The sequence below is a fragment of the Streptomyces sp. NPDC060064 genome (assembly GCF_042736455.1).
GTDB lineage: Bacteria > Actinomycetota > Actinomycetes > Streptomycetales > Streptomycetaceae > Streptomyces.
The window spans coordinates 200,010-218,402 of record NZ_JBHWWF010000010.1 but is presented as its reverse complement, the minus strand read 5'-3'; the positions used below and the strand labels follow the sequence as shown (position 1 = coordinate 218,402).

Here is an 18,393-nt window from a genome sequence, read left to right as displayed (position 1 = left end):
GGTGGGACCGGTTGTTCGGTTTTTTCGGTCGCCGGGCCCCCCCCCGGGGGGGGGGGGGCCCCCTTCGCTTGCGTGGATCAGTCGTTGGCCTTCTTGGCGCCGGCGAACGCGGCGGCCGCGCCGACGGCGAGGAAGACGTAGGACATGAAGTCCGCCGCTTCCTTCCACACCTTGGTCAGGTCACCGAAGTGGCCGAAGAAGTACTCCGTGAAGGAGAGGTCGCCCAACTTCGTGAAGATGACCGCGATGGCGACCAGCTGGCCCAGGTACACGGCACCGAGCGCGAGCACCGCGCTGATGACGGGCAGGGCCGGGTTGCGGCCGCCGACCTTGGCGGCGGCGAAGCCGACGAGGAAGCCGACGCCGATCGCCGCGTAGCCGATCTCGCGCTCGATGGCACCGCCGATGGCGCCGTACGCGCCCGCGGCAACCAGGGCGGCGACGACGGCGGCCACCAGGCCGAGGCCGATGTTGTCGCGGACCGGGGCCGGCGGCGGAGTCGGGGCGTACGGGGCGCCTTCGCCGGCGAACGGGTTACCGGACGGCGGTGGAACAGGCTGGCTCATGTGGAATTCCCCCCAGGGACGAATGCATCGCACGACCGTGCGAGCGGAGGTCCCGGAGACTAGCAGTCCGGTCCGACAGTGCGGCATTCAGTTATCGAGCCGTTGTGAGGGCTCAGAGGCGGTGCGCTGCGCCGACCGGGGTGGCTCCCCTTGTGTCCAGCAGGAGTTGGGCCTTGACCGCGAGACCCTGGAGGTCGTACGTGCGGTGGTGCTGGAGAAGCACCGTCAGATCCGCGCTGGCGGCGGCCTCGTAGAGCGAGTCGGCCCGGGGCACCGGCTGATCGCCGACGCGCCAGTCGGGGACGTACGGGTCGTGGTAGCTGACGGCTGCGCCGAGGTCCAGCAGACGGCGGGCGATCTCGGTCGCCGGGGAGCTCTCCAGGTCGGCGAGGTCCGGCTTGTAGGTGATGCCCATGAGCAGCACGCGCGCGCCGCGGGCCGATTTGCCGTGTTCGTTGAGGAGGGTGGCGCAGCGCTGGATGACGTACTGCGGCATCCGGGTGTTGATCTCCTGGGCGAGGCCGACCATGCGCAAGGGGTGGCCGGGGGTACGGCCGGTGTGCGGGAGGCAGTTGGGGTCGAGGGGGACGCCGTAGCCGCCCACGCCCGGGCCGGGGCGGAAGGCATGGAAGCCGAACGGCTTGGTCTCGGCGCAGCGGATCACGTCCCACAGGTCGACGCCGAGGTCGTGGCAGAGCACCGCCATCTCGTTGACCAGGGCGATGTTGACATGTCGGAAGTTCGTCTCGAGGACCTTGACGGTCTCGGCCTCGCGCGGTCCGCGAGCGCGGACCACTTTGTCGGTGAGCCGGCTGTAGAAGGTGGCTGCCGATTCGGTGCAGGCCGGGGTGAGACCGCCGATGACCTTGGGGGTGTTGGCGTAGTCGTGGGTGCGGCTGCCCGGGTCGACGCGGCTGGGGGAGTAGGCGAGATGGAAGTCGCGGCCGGCCCGCAGTCCGGAGCCTTCCTCGAGGATGGGGCGGAGGAAGTTCTCCGTGGTGCCGGGCTGGACGGCCGATTCCAGCAGCACGGTGGTGTGCGGGCGCAGTCGGGCCGACAGTGCCCGGGCGGCTTCGGCGACCGCTGTGAGCTCGAGGGTGCCGTCCGCGCCGAGAGGTGTGGGGGCGCAGATGACGGCCGTGCGTACGCGTCCGAGTTCGCCCGGGTCGGTGACGGTCCGGAAGCCCCCCGAGAGCATCCGGCGGATGTCGGCGGGGGTGCGTCCCGCGGCCGGTTCCGTGAGGTGGCGTGGGTCGGTGTCGTAGCCGATGGTTTCGATGCCGACGGCTACGGCGGCCTGGGCGAGGGGCAGGCCGAGGTGGCCGAGTCCGATGACGGCGAGATCTGCGGGCATGGCGTTGGCCGTCCTTCCCTTAGCCGGAGGGGACAGAGAGCGCAAGCCCTGTGGGCAGAACGAGCGTGCGCAATGTCAGACTAGGCGTAAATATGACCGATATGTCGCATTGCAAGCTTGTGGCTGTCCGAGTGTTATCCACAGCCGGTGGCTGAAGTCGCCGAGTGCGGACAGAATCGACGTTGTGAGCCCGACCGCAGGGAACACACGGGGGCGACGGGAGGCAACAGTGAGGACAGCGACACTGGGACCCGCGGAGCGCGCCGAGGCGCTCGCCGGGATGGCCGAGCGTGAACTGGACGTGCTGGTAGTGGGCGCGGGCGTGGTCGGAGCCGGGACCGCGCTGGACGCCGCGACGCGCGGGCTCTCGACCGGTCTGGTCGAGGCGCGCGACTGGGCATCGGGCACGTCGAGCCGGTCGAGCAAGCTGATCCACGGCGGGCTGCGCTATCTGGAGATGCTGGACTTCGCGCTCGTACGGGAGGCGCTGAAGGAGCGGGGGCTGCTGCTGGAGCGGCTGGCACCGCATCTGGTGAAACCGGTGCCGTTCCTGTATCCGCTGCAGCACAAGGGCTGGGAGCGGCTGTACGCCGGATCGGGCGTCGCGCTGTACGACGCGATGTCGGTGTCGTCGGGGCACGGGCGCGGACTGCCTGTCCACCGTCATCTCTCCAAACGGCGCGCGCTGCAGGTCGCGCCCTGTCTGAAGAAGGACGCCCTGGTCGGGGCCTTGCAGTACTACGACGCCCAGATGGACGACGCACGCTATGTGGCGACGCTGGTGCGCACGGCGGCGAGCTATGGGGCCCAAGTCGCGAGCCGGGCCCGGGTGATCGGCTTCCTGCGGGAGGGCGAGCGGGTCGTCGGGGCGCGGGTGCAGGACGTCGAGGCCGGCGGGGAGTACGAGATCCGGGCCAAACAGGTCGTCAACGCCACGGGTGTGTGGACGGACGACACCCAGGCGCTGATCGGGGAGCGCGGGCAGTTCCATGTGCGCGCGTCCAAGGGCATACATCTGGTGGTGCCCAAGGACCGGATCCACTCGACGAGCGGGCTGATCCTGCGGACCGAGAAGTCGGTGCTGTTCGTCATCCCGTGGGGCCGGCACTGGATCGTGGGGACGACGGACACCGACTGGGACCTGGACAAGGCCCATCCGGCGGCATCCAGCGCGGACATCGACTATCTGCTGGAGCACGTCAATTCGGTGCTGGCGGTGCCGCTGACCCGGGATGACGTCGAGGGTGTGTACGCCGGGCTGCGGCCGCTGCTCGCCGGGGAGTCGGACGCGACCAGCAAACTGTCGCGCGAGCACACGGTGGCGCATCCGGTGCCGGGTCTCGTGGTCGTCGCGGGCGGTAAGTACACGACATACCGCGTGATGGCGAAGGACGCGGTGGACGAGGCAGTGCACGCGCTCGACCAGCGGGTGGCCGCGTGCGTCACGGAGGACGTGCCACTGGTCGGGGCCGAGGGATACGGCGCGCTGTGGAACGCGCGGGCGAGGATCGCGGCGCGGACCGGGCTTCATGTGGTGCGCGTGGAGCATCTGTTGAACCGGTACGGCTCGATGATCGAGGAGCTGTTGACCCTGATCGCCGACGATCCGGCGCTCGGTGAGCCGCTGGGCAGTGCGGACGACTATCTGCGGGCCGAGATCGTCTATGCCGCCTCGCACGAAGGGGCGCGGCACCTCGACGACGTACTGACACGACGGACCCGGATCTCGATCGAGACCTTCGACCGGGGTACGCGGAGTGCGCGCGAGTGTGCGGAGCTGATGGCGCCGGTGCTGGGTTGGGACAAGGAGCACATCGAGAAGGAGGTGGAGCACTACGAGAAGCGGGTCGAGGCGGAGCGTGAATCGCAGCGGCAGCCGGACGACCTGACGGCGGACGCGGCGCGGCTGGGCGCGCCGGACATCGTGCCGATCTGACCTCTGGAGATCTGTCCGGCTCCCTGCTTCCGGCCCTGAACCGGCGGAAATCGGCCTCTGGAAAGGTCGGTTCGGGGCGGCGAGCGGAGCGGAGGAGTGTCGTCCGCTTGGCCGGGCAGGGCTACGACCAGCGGAGCGGTGAGCTTCACCGCGAGTAATGGCATTGTGGGTGGTCCCATGCTTCCGGACCCGTCCCGGCGGACGGCGGACCCGGGAGAAACGCCGGTCCTGGAGTAGGGGACAATGGGGGCTCTGCCAGGGCGGGTTACCGCATCGCGCGGGAAGCGGCAGGCGCGGGCGAAGATCAGGGATCGCAGAGGGGACGCATGTCGGAGGCGGAGCAGTCGCGGGAGCCCCAGCGGGACACGGCCGAGGAGCCCCAGCGGGACGCCGGGCAGGATTCCGGGACGGAGCTCGAGGCGGAGTCCAAGGACTCCAAGAAGGAGCTCGGCAAGGAGCCCGGGCCGGGGCCCAAGGCGGAGCCCGTGAAGGGGTCCGGGGCTGGGTCCGGGGCGGGGCCTGCGAAGGGTTCCGGGGGGTCTGACAGGAGCTCAGGGCGGGGCGCGGAGAAGGCTTCCGGTCACGGTGCCGAGGCCGGGTCCGGTGCTGGGTCTGCGGACTCCGCGGCTGGGGCAGGGTCCGCTGAGCGCGGGTCCAAGGCCGGGACTGCGGGGTCCGGGGCAGGGTCCGGGTCCAAGGCCGGGGCCGTCGCGTCCGGAGCCGGGCAGGGCGCTGCCAAGGCTGCCGCGGGCGGAAAGGGGTTCGGGCGGGAGACCGAAGGACGGCTTCTCGCCGGGCGTTACCGGCTCGGAGGCGTGCTCGGGCGCGGTGGCATGGGCACGGTCTGGCGAGCCGTCGACGAGACCCTCGGCCGTACCGTCGCCGTGAAGGAACTGCGCTTCCCCAACAGCATCGACGAAGAAGAGAAGCGCCGGCTCATCACGCGTACGCTGCGCGAGGCCAAGGCGATCGCCCGGATCCGCAACAACAGCGCGGTGACCGTCTACGACGTCGTCGACGAGGACGACCGCCCGTGGATCGTCATGGAGCTCGTCGAGGGCAAGTCCCTCGCCGAAGCCGTACGTGAGGACGGCACGCTGACTCCGCGGCGGGCCGCCGAGGTCGGGCTGGCGATCCTCGACGTACTGCGTTCCGCGCACCGCGAGGGCATCCTGCATCGCGATGTGAAGCCGTCCAATGTGCTGATCGGCGCGGACGGGCGTGTGGTGCTCACCGACTTCGGTATCGCGCAGGTCGAGGGCGACCCGTCGATCACCTCGACCGGCATGCTCGTCGGCGCCCCTTCGTACATCTCGCCCGAGCGCGCCCGTGGCCACAAGCCCGGGCCGGCCGCCGACCTCTGGTCGCTGGGAGGCCTGCTGTACGCGAGCGTCGAGGGCTGCCCGCCGTACGACAAGGGTTCCGCGATCGCGACGCTGACCGCCGTGATGACCGAGCCGCTCGACCCGCCGAAGAACGCGGGCCCGCTGGAGGAGGTCATCTACGGCCTACTCGCCAAGGACCCCGATCAGCGTCTCGACGACGCGGGCGCACGGGCGTTGCTCATCGATGTATTGCACGCGCCCGAGGCGCCGGAGCGGGTCGCCGAGCCGGAGCCGTCGCCCGAGGCCACCCGGGCCATCGCGCTGCCGCCGCTCCCCCCGAAGCCGCCGGAGGCGACGCCGAAGGACCCCGCGGCCGACCGGGTGCGCGGTGCGCTGCGCTCCGTACGGAACGCGGCGGCGGCCGCGAAGCCGGAACAGAAGCCGAAGCCGCGGCTCACGCCGCAGGCACCCGCCGCGCGGCCCGCGCCGGCGCGGGCGCCGCTCACCGATGTGGTGCCGCGCCGCACGCTGGTGATCATCGCGGTCCTCGCCGCGCTCGCCGTGCTGTCCACCGTGCTCTATCTGACGCTGGGCGGCGACGACAAGGGCGGCAAGGGCAAGCCCAAGGGCGACAAGTCCGCTTCGGCCGGGGCCACGAACGGCGGCAACGGCAAGGGCACGGACGCCGGCACGGGCACCGGTAAGGGCAAGGACACGGGCACGGGCGGCGGCAAGGACGACACCGGCGGCAGCGGCGCCGCGTCCGGGCAGCCGTCGGGCAAGCCCAGGACCGACGACTCCGCGGGCGGGAACGGGCTGCCGGCCGGGTACGCGTTGATGTCCAACGACCAGTTCCACTTCACCATGGCGATGCCCAAGGGCTTCAAGCTCACCGGCATCGCGGGTGAGAACTCCGGCGGGATTTTCAGCGCCGGCGGTGGATTCCCGCGCATCCAGGTCGACTTCAACCCCAGCCCCAAGGACGACGCAGCCGCTGCCTGGAATGCGGCGATGCCGGGGACCGCAGGCAGCAGCAGTGGCTACAAGCACCTCGGGATCCGCGCGGTCCAGTACAACGGCTATCCGACCGTCGCCGACTGGAAGTTCGAGCGCAATCAGGACGGCAAGCGGGTACGGATCCTCAACAGGGGCTTCAGGGTGGACTCCACGCACGGCTACTCGATCATGATCACGTGTGTGGCGAGCGAGTGGGGGAGCGCGGAGTGCGAGACGCTGCGCAAGACGGCGTTCGCCACATTCAAGCCCAAGGACTGAGCAAGGCCACGTATCGTGAGAGCGCGCGGACGGTACGCAGCCGCGAGGGGTCGTAAGAGGCCGTCAAACGACCGGAATTGACGGTTTGGTGTCGGCCTCCGGGACCAGCCGGGGGACAGCGCGCTCGTGGGGAGGCGTCGTGGACGACTATGCGGGACGGGTGCTCGCCGACCGCTACCGCCTGCCGCTGCCGCCTTCCGACGCGTACGAACTGGTCGAGACCCGCGCGTTCGACACCTACAGCGGACAGGAAGTCCTGGTGCGGCAGGTGCCGTTACCGGAGGTCGTGGACGCGGAGGTGCTCGACTCGGACGGCATGGCCGGGGCCGCGGTACCAAGGAGAGCCCAGGGGCGCACGACGCGACGGCCCACGGACCCGGCGGTGCGGCGGGCCATCGACGCGGCGCAGGCCGCGGCACAGATCCCCGACCACCCGCGCCTGGACCAGGTCTTCGACGTCTTCGCGGAGGGCGGCTCGCTCTGGATAGTGAGCGAACGCGTCGCGGCCCGGCCGCTGGCGGCGCTCCTCGCGGAGAAGCCGCTCAGTCCGTACCGCGCGGCCGAGGTCGCCTCCGATGTGCTCACCGCGCTCCGTGTGCTGCACGCGCACGGCTGGACCCACCGGAACATCACCGTCCGCACAGTGCTTGTCTGCGACGACGGGCGCGTGGTTCTGACCGGACTTGCGTCCGGCGCGGCCGAGGAGGCGCTCTGCGGATACGCCCCGGTGCCGGCGCCGCCGGAGGAGAGTGACCAGCAGGACGAGGTTATTGAAGCGGAGTTGGAGCCACTGCCGGCGGCGGGAGTTCCCGCATCGCCGGGGCGGGCCGCGCTGGAGACCGCCCGCTCGGAAGATGCGGACGACGAGGCGGATGCGGACGACGAGGCGGATGCGGATGTCGCGGTGGATGCCGAGGATGACGGTCCGTACGAGGCTTCGCCCGCAGCACCGGTCGCGCTGCCGGGCAGCGGGGCCCGCGGTGGTGTGCCGGATGTCCGCGCCGCCAGGGCGGGCGCGATCGCCGCGTATCGCGCGGGCGCCAGGGCGGCTGCACGCGTCAGCGAGAACCAGCGCCAGGACGAGGGGCCGGGCGATCCGGTGGACCGCCCGGTGCAGACCGGCTACGACCCGGACTGGTGGGCCCAGCGACCGGGCGACCTGCGCCCTGCCATCGATGTGGACGACATCGACGACGACGAGGACGACGGGGAGGACGAGGGCGGCTGGTATCCGGACGACGGCTCTCGCGGTCCCGGCCACGCCCGGCTGGCCGGGACGTGGCACGACGGGCCGTTCCCGGGCAGTGAGGGACCCGGACCCGTACCCGCGGGCGGCAGCGGCATGCCCGCCGGTGGCAGGCCCGTACATGGAGTCCCCACAGGTGCCGGGCCCGCCGACGGTGAACTGCCGTACGGTGTGCGCCGGGCGGCACCGGACAGCGGCCATCGCTCCGACCGCGACCGCTCAGACCGCTCAGGCCGCTCCGGACGCTCCGGACGCTCAGACCGCTCCGAGCGCGACCGCTCCGGTGGCAGCCCTTACGGCGGTGCCCCTCCCGCGCTGCCCGCCCCCCGGCCGCCCGGAGGCGGACGCGCCCCGCAAGGCAGCAGCGACCCCTACCGCGCCCGGCCCGCCCGGCCCGCCCTGCCCGGCGCCCGCTCCGGCGCCCCGTCCGGCCCCCGGCCCGCCGCCCCCGCCGCAGGCAGCAGCGGGAGTTGGGAGCACGGCGGTGGCGGGGACGCGCTGCGCGCAGACGCCCAGCGGCAGCCCGTCGTGGCCGGCAGCAGCGCCCCCACCGGGCGTTGGGACGAGATCGTCGCGAGCGGCGGCGCCCCCGCGTACCGCGGCCCCGCCACGCCGCTCGCCGCCGAGCGCGCCCGGCAGGCGCGCATCGCGGTCGTCGGCGCCGTCACCGAGCGATGGGCGCCCGAACAGGCCGGACCAGTCCACGAGAACTGGCAGTTGGCAGCCCCGGTCGGCCCCTCGACCGATCTGTGGGCGCTCGGTGCGCTGCTCTACCGGGCCGTGCAGGGCCATGCCCCGTACCCCGAGGAGAGCGCCGTCGAGCTGGTCCAGCTCGTCTGCGCCGAGCCGCCCGCGTTCGCCGAGGAGTGCGGTCCGCTGCGCCCCGTCGTCGAGTCGCTGCTGCGGCAGGACCCCACCGAGCGCCCGGACTTCGAGGAGCTGCGCGGCTGGCTGCGTTCGCTCGTACGGTCCGCGCCCGAGCCCGAGGCCGGTATGGACGTCGTGCCGCTGCCGGCGAGCGCCGTCGACGGCACGCGGCTGCCCGTCGTTCGCCGCCGGGGCGAGCTGGTGCGCAAGCGCCGCGCCGGCTCGGCCGAGGTGGTCCACGGCCGCCATCGCCACGCGAAGTCGAAGCGGGAGCGGCGCGGACGCGGCGAGCACCGGCCGCGGGCGCTCGGCCGCACCCTCCTGGTGCTGATCCTGGTCGTCCTGGTGGCCGCCGTCGCGTACGCGGTGCTGTTCATGCCGAAGTCCGGCCAACAGCAACAGGACCAGCCGCTGCCCAAGACCGGCGCCCGCCCGCCGGCCGGCAGCCCCAGCCCGGACCGCACCGCCCCGGGCACCCCGCCCGCGACCTCAACCGGCAGCCCCGGGAGTGCCCAGCAGCCGCAGACCTCGGCCCCGGCCGGGAAACTCCCGGACGGCTATGCGCTGCGCAAGGACCCCGAAGGCTTCCAGATCGCCGTCGACAAGACCTGGCAGCGCCGTTCCATCAATGACAGCGGCCAAGTCCGCTACACCGACGGAATCTTCACACTGATAGTCGTCCCCGGCCGGGACCCCGTGAAGACCAACGGCAACGACCCGCTGGCATACCAGCGCGACAAGGAGCGCGAGCTCCAGCCGTTCCGGGACTCCTCCTGGGCCGGGGCGACCGGGCTGCGCCGTATCGACGTCGGGCAGCAGGCCATGGCAGAGGGCCAGTTCACTTGGCAGGACAGCAGCGGCCGTGAGGTCTATGTACGCAACCTCGCCCTGATCGTCGACGGCAGCTATCACGTCATCCAGGTGATCGGCCCTGAGGACCGGCGGGACAAGGTGACGGAGGCCTACCAGGAAGCCACGAACGCCTACCGCGCGACCCGTTAGACAGCTGGACACCTGCCGTACACCCGTTAGCGGGCGTTTTGGCTGTCGTTGCGCAGAGTCACAAGCATCACAGTGAGGTCACTTGAGCCATCCGAGGTTCCGCGCCCGTACTTCACCTCCGTAACCTGTGATCCCAAGGAAACGGGGCGGGGGACGTGGAACACTCTCAGAGCACGGGCGCGGGTCTCTTGCTCGCCGGGCGTTACCGGCTGAGCGAGACGATCGGCACCGGCGGCATGGGCAAGGTCTGGCGCGCACACGACGAGGTGCTGCACCGGGTCGTCGCGGTCAAGGAGCTGACGGCGGGTCGGTATGCCTCCGAAGCCGACCGGATCGTCCTGCATGCCCGCACTCAGAAAGAGGCCCGGGCCGCCGCCAGGATCAGCCACCCCGGTGTCGTCACCGTCCATGACGTACTCGAGCACGACTCGCGCCCCTGGATCGTCATGCAGTACGTCGACGGGCCTTCGCTCGCCGACGCGGCCAAGGAGTCCGGACGGATCCAGGCGCTCGAGGCCGCCCGCATCGGGCTGCACGTGCTGCGTGCGCTGGGTGCCGCGCACGCCGCCGGTGTGCTCCACCGGGACGTCAAACCCGCCAACATACTGCTCAACCGCGACGGCCGGGTCCTGATCACCGACTTCGGCATCGCCGCGATCGAGGGCGACTCGACGATCACCCGCACCGGGGAAATAGTCGGATCCATCGACTACTTGGCTCCCGAGCGGGTGCGCGGCGCCGATCCGGGGCCCGCTTCCGACCTCTGGTCACTGGGCGCGACGCTCTACACGGCGGTGGAGGGCGAGTCGCCGTTCCGTCGCTCCTCGCCGCTCTCCACCATGCAGGCGGTGGTGGCCGAGGAGCCGCGCCACCCTGAGTCGGCCGGTCTGCTCACGCCCGTGATCATGGAGCTGCTGCGCAAGGACCCCGCCGCCCGCCCTTCGGCCGCCGAGGCCGAACGGATGCTGCTGGCGGCGATGGACGGCCGCGGGCCGGCCGCGAAGCAGCCGCAGGTGCCCACTCAGCGGATGACCCAGCGGAACGTGCGGCCCGAGACCGCAAGGATGCCCGCGCCCACGCGGCCCGCACCTGTCCCGGCCCCCGCCAACACCAGTACCAACGCCAACACCAACACCACCGCTTCGGCGTCGGCACCGCGGCGCGGCGGCCGACTGCGCATGGCGGCAATCGTCGTCGTACTCGCCGCCGTCGTCGGCGGCGGTGCGGGACTGGCCGCCATGAAGTACGCGCCCGGGAAGAGCGGCTCGGAGAGTACGGGCACCCAGTCGACCCCGGACACCTCCCCGTCGGCGTCCGCACCGTCCGGCTGGCACCGCGTCGACGACCCCGAAGGCTTCAGCCTGCTGGTGCCGGTCGGCTGGAAGCGCCAGACGGACGGCGACCAGATCGACTACACGCCCGACAACGGCCGTCACCGCATCCGGATCAGCAGCGACACCTCGCCGGACTTCGAGAATCCGTACATGCACATGCTGGACATGGAGAAGAGCGTCAAGCGTCTGCCCAAGTACCAGAAGGTGAAGCTGCGCCCCAACACCTTCCGCGACCATACGAACTCCGCGCTCTGGGAGTTCTCCTGGACCGAGAAGACGGACTTCCCGGGCAAGCGGCGGGCCATCGACCAGATCTACTACGAGGACGACGGCACGGAGTACGCGCTCTATATGTCGGGCCCGGCCGAGGACTGGGCGACGACCCGCGAACAGTTCGACACCATGCTCGGCGGCTGGCAGCCTCCGGCATGATGGACGCAGGCTGATCGAGAGGGAGTTGCGTGTCCGAGGAATCGCGGCTGATCGCGGGCCGCTACCGGCTCCTGGATCGGCTTGGGCGCGGGGGCATGGGCACCGTGTGGCGCGCGGACGACGAGCTGCTGGGCCGTCGTGTCGCCGTCAAGGAGCTTCATCCCGACGACGGGAACTCCGGCCGTCCGGCGTCTCCGTACACGTCGGCGGCCGCACCCCTGCGCGAGGCCCGCGCCGTCGCCCGGGTCAAGCACCCGCATGTCATCGTCGTCCACGACGTGGTGGTGGACGACGGACTCGCGTACATCGTCATGGAACTGGTCGACGGCGGCTCGCTCGCCGAACGGATCTCCCGCCGGGGTCCGGTCGATGTGGCGGAGGCGGCGCGGATCGGGCTCGCGCTGCTCGGCGCGCTGCGTGCGGCGCACGGGCTCGGGGTGCTGCACCGGGATCTGAAGCCCGCCAACGTACTGCTGGAGGAGTCCACCGGGCGGGTCGTCCTCACCGATTTCGGCATCGCGCACTTCGCCGGGGCCACCACGATCACCGAGTCGGGGTCGTTCGTCGGATCGCCGGAGTACACCGCGCCGGAGCGGATGTCGGGCGACACGGCCGGTCCCGAGTCCGATCTGTGGTCGCTCGGTGTGCTGCTGTGCGCGGCGCTCAGCGGTGAATCGCCGTTCCGCCGCGACTCCTTGGGCGGCATTCTGCACGCCGTCGTCGAGGACGAGATCCGTCCGCCCGCGCAGGCGGCCCCGCTGCGGCCCGTCGTCATGGGGCTCCTCGAGCGGGACCCGGAGCGCCGGCTCGGTGCGACGGAGGCGGAGGATCTGCTGCGTACGTACATCACGACGGGCTCGCTGCCGGTGGTCGCGCCGCAGTACACACCCACCCGCCAGGACACGCCGCCCGCGTCCTCGCCCCGGCAGCCGGTCGCCGTGCCGACGTCCGCGCCCCGCCGCCGTGCGCCGCTCCTGGTCGCCGCCGCCCTGGTCGCCGCGCTGGCCGGAGCGGGAGGGGCGGCCGCGGTGCTGCTGCAGGACGACGGGCCGGGCGGCGCACAGGCCGGAAGAACGCCGAACCCTACGGCCGGGAGCAGTACGCCGCCGGTACGCACCGCACAGTCACCCGCCCCTGGCGCGAAGCCGACCCCCACGGTGACCGTCACCACCTCTGCCGCCGGCGCCGCCAACAGGCCGGTGGCGCCGGACGGTTACCTCACCGTGGCCGACCCGGACGGGTTCGCGCTCGCCGTCCCCGAGGGCTTCGTCCGCTCCGAGGACGACAAACGGGTCTACTTCATGGCGCCCGACAAGAGCATCAGGATCGGCGTCCGGGTGCAGAACCCCGCCTCCGACGGGCCACTCGGCACGATGCGACGCTCGGACGCCGACGGTTCGAACACCAACCCCGGCTACCGCGACGGCAAGGTCACCCCGACCACGCACAACGGACTGTCCGCCGCGCTCTGGGAGTTCACCTGGAACGGCTACTCCCAGGCCGAGGGGCCCCGGCACACGTACGACATCTGCTGGGACGAGGACGGCACGATGTACGACATCTGGGTCTCGGCGCCGGTCGGCCGACTCGACGAGGCGCGACGGCACTTCGACACCGCGCTCGACTCCTTCACGCCGCACAGATGACGCGCGGACACGGTCACGGGTCTGCATCCGCTCCGCTGGGCCGGTGGTATCCACATCCACTTATGGCCAGGATGTGAGCATGACCAACGATGGGGGACGGGCGAACGAGCCCACCAGCTATGGACTCCGGCCGCCGAACGCCGCGCAGGTGCCGTCGCAGAGCGGCGCGTACCGGCCCACGCAGGCATCCGAGCTGCCCGGTTCCGGCTCTGGAGATGCCTCCGGTTCCGGTTCGGGCGCCGGCGTCGGTTCGGGCGCCGGGACCGATCCCGAGGTGGGCCGGCTGATCGGCGGTCGCTACCGCCTCGTCTCGCGCCTCGGACACGGCGGAATGGGCACGGTCTGGCGGGCCCGCGACGAGGTCGTGGACCGCGACGTCGCGGTCAAGGAGCCACGCCTGCCGGACCATGTGAACGCGCGCGAGCGGGACAAGGTCTATCTGCGGATGCAGCGTGAGGCGCGCGCCGCGGCCCGGATCGACCACCCTTCCGTCGTCACCATGCACGACGTGGTGATCGAGGACGCCAAACCGTGGATCGTCATGGAGCTGGTGCACGGCCAGTCGCTCGCCGACCGGCTGCAGGACGGGACGCTCGACGTTCGTGAGGCGGCCAGGATCGGTCTCGCCGTACTCGGCGCGCTCTCCGCGGCCCACGAGGCCGACGTGCTGCATCGCGATGTCAAACCGGACAACGTCCTGCTGGGGCGCGGTGACCGGGTCGTACTGACCGACTTCGGTATCGCGCAGGTCGAGGGCGAGCAGGGGCTGACGGAGACCGGGGCCTTCGTCGGGTCGCCGGAGTTCATCGCGCCGGAACGGGTGCTGGGTCAGCAGCCGGGTCCCGAGTCGGATCTGTGGTCGCTGGGTGTGGTGCTGTACGCGGCGGTCGAGGGCATGTCCCCGTACCGCCGCTCCAACAGCCCCGCGACGCTGCAGGCGGTGCTCTCCGCCGAGCCGCAGACGCCCGCTCGCGGTTCCGGGGCCTTCGGCACGCTGGTGATGCAACTGCTGCGCAAGGACCCGGCGATGCGGCCGGACGCCGCGGAGATCCGGCAGACGCTGGAGTCGGTGGCGCGGCCGCCGCAGGTCCCGCTCGATGCGACGAGGCTTCTGGCGGGCGCCCCCGGCCAGGGCGCCGGCAGTCCGGCCGGGCGTGGGAGCCGGTGGGTGCCGCCGGTGCTGCAGGGCAACCGGCCGGCGCAGTTCGGTCTCGGCGGCGGGGTGCTCGCGGTGGCTGTCGCCCTGGTCCTGATCTTCGCCGATCCCTTCGGTGGCGACGGGATCCCGGAGGGCTGGGAGGTCCGCCCGGACCGTGAGGTCGTCTCGGCGAACATCGCCGTTCCGGCGGAGTACGAGCGGGTCGAGGGCGACGGCGGCAACAGCGTCACCTACTGGGATCCGAGCGGTGTCTTCCAGGTCTACATGGAGCGCATCGAGACCAAGACCGTGGAGGGCGAGCTCAAGCCGGAGGCCGACGCCTGGCGGCAGTACTACGAGAAGGGCGGCAAGGACGGCACCGAGATCAAGGACCAGGAGGTGAGGTCCTCGTCCACGACGCAGCAGGGCAGGAAGGCGTTCGACACGCTTGTCGACTATGTGCAGTTCAGCGACTCGAACGACGACCCGATCCGGTACCGCTGGCACGAACGCCTCGTCGGCACGGGCAAGGGCGCGGACGAGGTCTACTGGCGGCTGCGGGTGGCCGGGCCCGCGGAGGGCTGGGCGGCGAGGGAGGGCACCAAGCTCTTCGACGGGGTCGTCAAGCATCTGAAGATCCAGGATCTGTGAGCCCGGCGGGGCAGCCGGAGCCGGCAGACGGGGGCGACGGCAACAGGGGCGACAGCAACACGAGTGACGGCGGCAGGGGCGAGGGCGGCAGCGGTGGGGGCCGGCTGATCGGCGGCCGATACCGGCTGACCGTACCCGTCGGGTCCGGCGGCATGGGCACGGTCTGGCAGGCGCGCGACGAACTCGTCGGCCGCGACTGCGCGGTGAAGGAGCCACGGCTGCCCGGCGATCCCCGCGAGCCGTCCCAGCAGCGGCTCTACGAAAGGCTGCGGCGGGAAGCCAGGGCTGCGGCCCAGGTCGAGCACCCGGCGGCCGTGGCCGTCCACGATGTCGTGATGGACGGCGGACTCCCTTGGATCGTCATGGAGTTGATCCGCGGCGAATCGCTCCATGAACGGCTCAAGCGCGGTTCGCTGCCTCCGGCAGAGGCGGCACGGATCGGGCTCGCGGTGGCGGGCGCGCTGGGCGCGGCGCACACGAAGGGGATCGTCCACCGCGATGTGAAGCCCGCGAATGTGCTGCTCGGCCCGCACGGCCGGGTGGTGCTCACCGACTTCGGTATCGCGCGGATCCAGGGCGAGGAGCCGCTGACCGTGAGCGGTGAGTTCGTCGGCTCGCTCGAATTCATCGCGCCGGAGCGGATGTCGGGCGTCACGGCCGTTCCGGAGTCGGATCTGTGGTCGCTGGGTGTGCTGCTGTACGCGGCAGTGGAGGGCTGGTCGCCCTTCCGCCGTACGACCCTGGAGTCGACGCTCGCCGCCATCCTCCAGGCCGAGGCCCCGAAGCCGGTCCAGGCGGGCCCGCTGGCGGAGTTGATCGTCCGCCTGCTCTCGAAGGTCCCGGAACACCGGCCGTCCGTCGACGAGGTGGAGAGGGAACTTGCGGCGGTCGCGGAGGGCAGCGCGTCGACGCTGCGGCCACCGGCCCCGGCGGAGACCGAGAGCCCGCCGACCCCGCCGGAGACCGAGAACCGGCCGGAGGCGGCGTGGCCGGGGTCCGAGGTGGACTGGCCCGTGGCCGGGTCCACCGGAGCGGGCCGGCTGCCGGGAAGGCGGGAGGCCCAGCAGGCGGCTACGGACGACTCCGGCCCGGTCTACGCCGACGCCGACTCCGACTCCGACTCCGGGACCGTACGGCTCGGAGGCCGCACATCCGCCCCGTCGGCCGCTCCCGACCCCTCGACGCCACCAAGGCCCCCGGCCCGCGCCCGCGCCCGTGTCGCGCTCGCCGCAATCGCCGGTGCCGTCGCCGTCGGTATTGCGGTCTGGGCGTACGTACCCGCCTCCCCGGACACCGGCAACGACAAGCGCGCCGGCGCATCCACCCGTACCACCCCGCCGCCGATGGAGACCCCGGAGGCATGGCAGACCTGGCGGCCCTACCTCGAGTCCCGGCTCGACGCGGAGATCTCCGTCCCCTCCACGTACACACGTGAACCCGTCACCTCCGAGGCCGAGCTCGCGAAGGACAAGCAGATCACCTTCGAGGAGCGCGGCAATCCCGTCTGGGTCGAGCTCAAGCGCGCCGGCAAGGCGAAGGACACGGCCGTCCAGTGGGCGCGGGGGGAGCTGAAGTGGCTGACGGACGGCGGCCCGCGCGCGGGTGGGTTCACCGCGTCCGAGGCGAAGGGCACCGTCGTGCCGGCCAACCACCACGGCGTCGACGCGGCCCTGCTCGACGTGACGTACTTCGCGCAGGAGGGCGACACCGCGCGTCCCGTCCACCGCCTGGCGTTCTACGTCGTCACCGAGGCCGGCGAGCGCTACACGGTGCTCGTCGAGATGCCCAAGGGCGGCAGGGAAGAGGCGGCCGGGCAAGATCTGTTCCGGGGCGTACGGAAGCGGTTGAAGCTCGGAAAAGCCGAGACAAGCCCCTGATCAGGCCTTATCTGCCAGTGATCGCTGGCGCGATGGTGAGGGCCTGGTGAAAAGCCGTTACCGACGGGTACCCAAAGTTCCGGATGCGGCATACTCTCGCCCCCATGACGGACTCGCAGGCCCCCGCCGCCGCCCCCGGCACCAACCCGACAGCCGCCACGCCGGCCGGTGCGCGCACCGCAGCCGATGTGGTCACCCCCGAGGTGGTCGCCCAGCTCACCCGTGGTGTGGTCGGCTCCGGCCGTACCGCCAACCACACCCCGTTCACCGGGGAGAAGCTGGCGGACCTGCCCGAGTCCACCCCCCAGGACGTGGCGGAGGCCTTCGAACGCGCCCGCGCCGCCCAGCCCGTCTGGGCCGCGACGCCGGCCCGCGCCCGCGCCGCCGTCCTGCTGCGCTTCCACGACCTGGTCCTGGAGCGCCAGGCCGAGGTCCTCGACCTCATCCAGCTGGAGACCGGCAAGGCCAGGCTGCACGCGCACGAAGAGGTCCAGGCCGTCGCCGTCGCCGCCCGCCACTACGGCCGCAAGGCGCCCGCCTATCTCAAGCCCAAGCGCCACACCGGTGTCGTTCCCGTCCTCACCAAGACCACCGAACTGCGCCAGCCGCGCGGGGTCATCGGCCAGATCGCGCCCTGGAACTATCCGTTGGAGCTCTCCGTCGGCGATGCGCTGCCCGCGTTCGTCTCCGGCAACGCCGTCGTGATGAAGCCCGACACCGAGACCGCGCTCACCGCGCTGTGGGCCCGCGATCTGCTCATCGAGGCGGGCCTGCCCGCCGGTGTCTTCCAGGTCGTCCTCGGCGAAGGGCCGGTCGTCGGCCCCGAGGTCGTCAAGCACGCCGACTATGTCTCCTTCACCGGCTCCACCCGCACCGGCCGCGAGGTCGCCCAGGGCGCCGCGGCCCGCCTGGTCGGTGTCTCCCTCGAACTCGGCGGCAAGAACGCCATGCTGGTGCTGAAGGACGCGGACATCGAGAAGGCCGCGGCCGGAGCGGTACGCGCCTGCTTCTCCTCCGCCGGCCAGCTGTGCATCTCCATCGAACGGCTGTACGTGCACGAGTCGATCGCCGACGCGTTCGTGGAGCGCTTCGCCACCCGTACGAAGGCGATGCGCCTCGGCAAGTCCCTCGCGTACGGCGCCGACATGGGCTCGCTCGTCGGCGAGCGCCAGCTGGAGACCGTCACCCGCCATGTCGAGGAGGCAGTCGCCAAGGGCGCGACGCTCGTAGCCGGCGGCGTCGCCCGCCCCGACATCGGCCCGCTGTTCTACGAGCCGACCATCCTCGACGGCGTCGAGGCGCCGATGGCCGTCTGCACCGAGGAGACCTTCGGCCCGGTCGTCTCGATCTACCGCTTCACGGACGAGGACGAGGTCGTCGAGCAGGCGAACGCCACTCCGTACGGGCTGAATTCGAGCGTATGGACCAAGGACGGCAAGCGCGGCCACGCGGTCGCGGCGAAGCTGCGCACCGGCACGGTCAACATCAATGAGGGCTACGCCCCGGCGTACGGCAGCGTGCAGTCCCCTATGGGCGGCATGAAGGACTCCGGCCTCAGCCGGCGGCACGGCTCCGAGGGCATCCTCAAGTACACCGAGGCACAGACCGTCGCCCAGCAGCGACTGATGCCGCTGGGGCCGTCCTTCGGTATGGACGACGAGAAGTACGCCGCGTTCATGAGCCTCAGCCTGAAGGCGATGAAGGCCCTGCGCCTGCGCTAGTTTCCGCTGTTTTCGTACGAGGA

General features: G+C 71.6%; 10 protein-coding genes. 8 read left to right on the top strand and 2 right to left on the bottom strand.

Going from position 1 to position 18,393, the window contains the following annotated elements:
• Positions 1 to 77: 77 nt before the first annotated feature.
• Both ACFWDI_RS15040 and ACFWDI_RS15035 read right to left on the bottom strand, forming a co-directional pair.
• Positions 78 to 566 carry a hypothetical protein gene (locus ACFWDI_RS15040; protein WP_385304077.1) on the bottom strand — a complete coding sequence of 163 codons (489 nt, stop codon included), beginning with the start codon at positions 564 to 566 and terminating at the stop codon, positions 78 to 80.
• Between the two features lie 112 nt (positions 567 to 678).
• On the bottom strand, positions 679 to 1,920 hold the full coding sequence (locus ACFWDI_RS15035) for a nucleotide sugar dehydrogenase (protein ID WP_385304075.1): 1,242 nt from the start codon (positions 1,918 to 1,920) through the stop codon (positions 679 to 681).
• 229 nt (positions 1,921 to 2,149) lie between these two features.
• Here ACFWDI_RS15035 and ACFWDI_RS15030 point away from each other — a divergent pair, with 229 nt between their 5' ends.
• The 8 genes from ACFWDI_RS15030 (at position 2,150) to ACFWDI_RS14995 (ending at position 18,370) form a co-directional block, all read left to right on the top strand.
• Positions 2,150 to 3,856, top strand: a complete 1,707-nt coding sequence (locus ACFWDI_RS15030; RefSeq protein WP_385304072.1) for a glycerol-3-phosphate dehydrogenase/oxidase — start codon at positions 2,150 to 2,152, stop codon at positions 3,854 to 3,856.
• Positions 3,857 to 4,182: 326 nt separating this feature from the next.
• Positions 4,183 to 6,456, top strand: coding sequence for a serine/threonine-protein kinase (locus tag ACFWDI_RS15025; RefSeq protein WP_385304070.1), 2,274 nt, complete (start codon positions 4,183 to 4,185; stop codon positions 6,454 to 6,456).
• Between the two features lie 139 nt (positions 6,457 to 6,595).
• Complete coding sequence (locus ACFWDI_RS15020; protein ID WP_385304068.1) at positions 6,596 to 9,571, top strand: protein kinase; 2,976 nt, start codon at positions 6,596 to 6,598, stop codon at positions 9,569 to 9,571.
• A 155-nt stretch (positions 9,572 to 9,726) separates the two neighbouring features.
• A complete protein-coding gene (locus tag ACFWDI_RS15015; RefSeq protein ID WP_385304066.1) occupies positions 9,727 to 11,337 on the top strand; it encodes a serine/threonine-protein kinase in 1,611 nt (536 codons plus the stop codon).
• A gap of 29 nt (positions 11,338 to 11,366) precedes the next feature.
• Positions 11,367 to 12,983: a protein kinase gene (locus ACFWDI_RS15010; protein ID WP_385304064.1), complete on the top strand. Its 1,617-nt coding sequence runs from the start codon at positions 11,367 to 11,369 to the stop codon at positions 12,981 to 12,983.
• 79 nt (positions 12,984 to 13,062) lie between these two features.
• Positions 13,063 to 14,772: a serine/threonine-protein kinase gene (locus ACFWDI_RS15005; protein ID WP_385304062.1), complete on the top strand. Its 1,710-nt coding sequence runs from the start codon at positions 13,063 to 13,065 to the stop codon at positions 14,770 to 14,772.
• Positions 14,769 to 16,649: a protein kinase gene (locus ACFWDI_RS15000; RefSeq protein WP_385304059.1), complete on the top strand. Its 1,881-nt coding sequence runs from the start codon at positions 14,769 to 14,771 to the stop codon at positions 16,647 to 16,649. Before ACFWDI_RS15005 ends, ACFWDI_RS15000 begins: the two co-directional genes overlap by 4 nt.
• A gap of 104 nt (positions 16,650 to 16,753) precedes the next feature.
• A complete protein-coding gene (locus tag ACFWDI_RS14995; protein WP_385304058.1) occupies positions 16,754 to 18,370 on the top strand; it encodes a succinic semialdehyde dehydrogenase in 1,617 nt (538 codons plus the stop codon).
• The last annotated feature ends 23 nt before the right edge of the window (positions 18,371 to 18,393 follow it).

Coding starts and splice junctions, on each gene's coding strand:
- ACFWDI_RS15040 (WP_385304077.1), bottom strand. CDS start 566: ATGAGCCAGCCTGTTCCACCGCCGTCCGGTAACCCGTTCGCCGGCGAA.
- ACFWDI_RS14995 (WP_385304058.1), top strand. CDS start 16,754: ATGACGGACTCGCAGGCCCCCGCCGCCGCCCCCGGCACCAACCCGACA.
- ACFWDI_RS15005 (WP_385304062.1), top strand. CDS start 13,063: ATGACCAACGATGGGGGACGGGCGAACGAGCCCACCAGCTATGGACTC.
- ACFWDI_RS15025 (WP_385304070.1), top strand. CDS start 4,183: ATGTCGGAGGCGGAGCAGTCGCGGGAGCCCCAGCGGGACACGGCCGAG.
- ACFWDI_RS15035 (WP_385304075.1), bottom strand. CDS start 1,920: ATGCCCGCAGATCTCGCCGTCATCGGACTCGGCCACCTCGGCCTGCCC.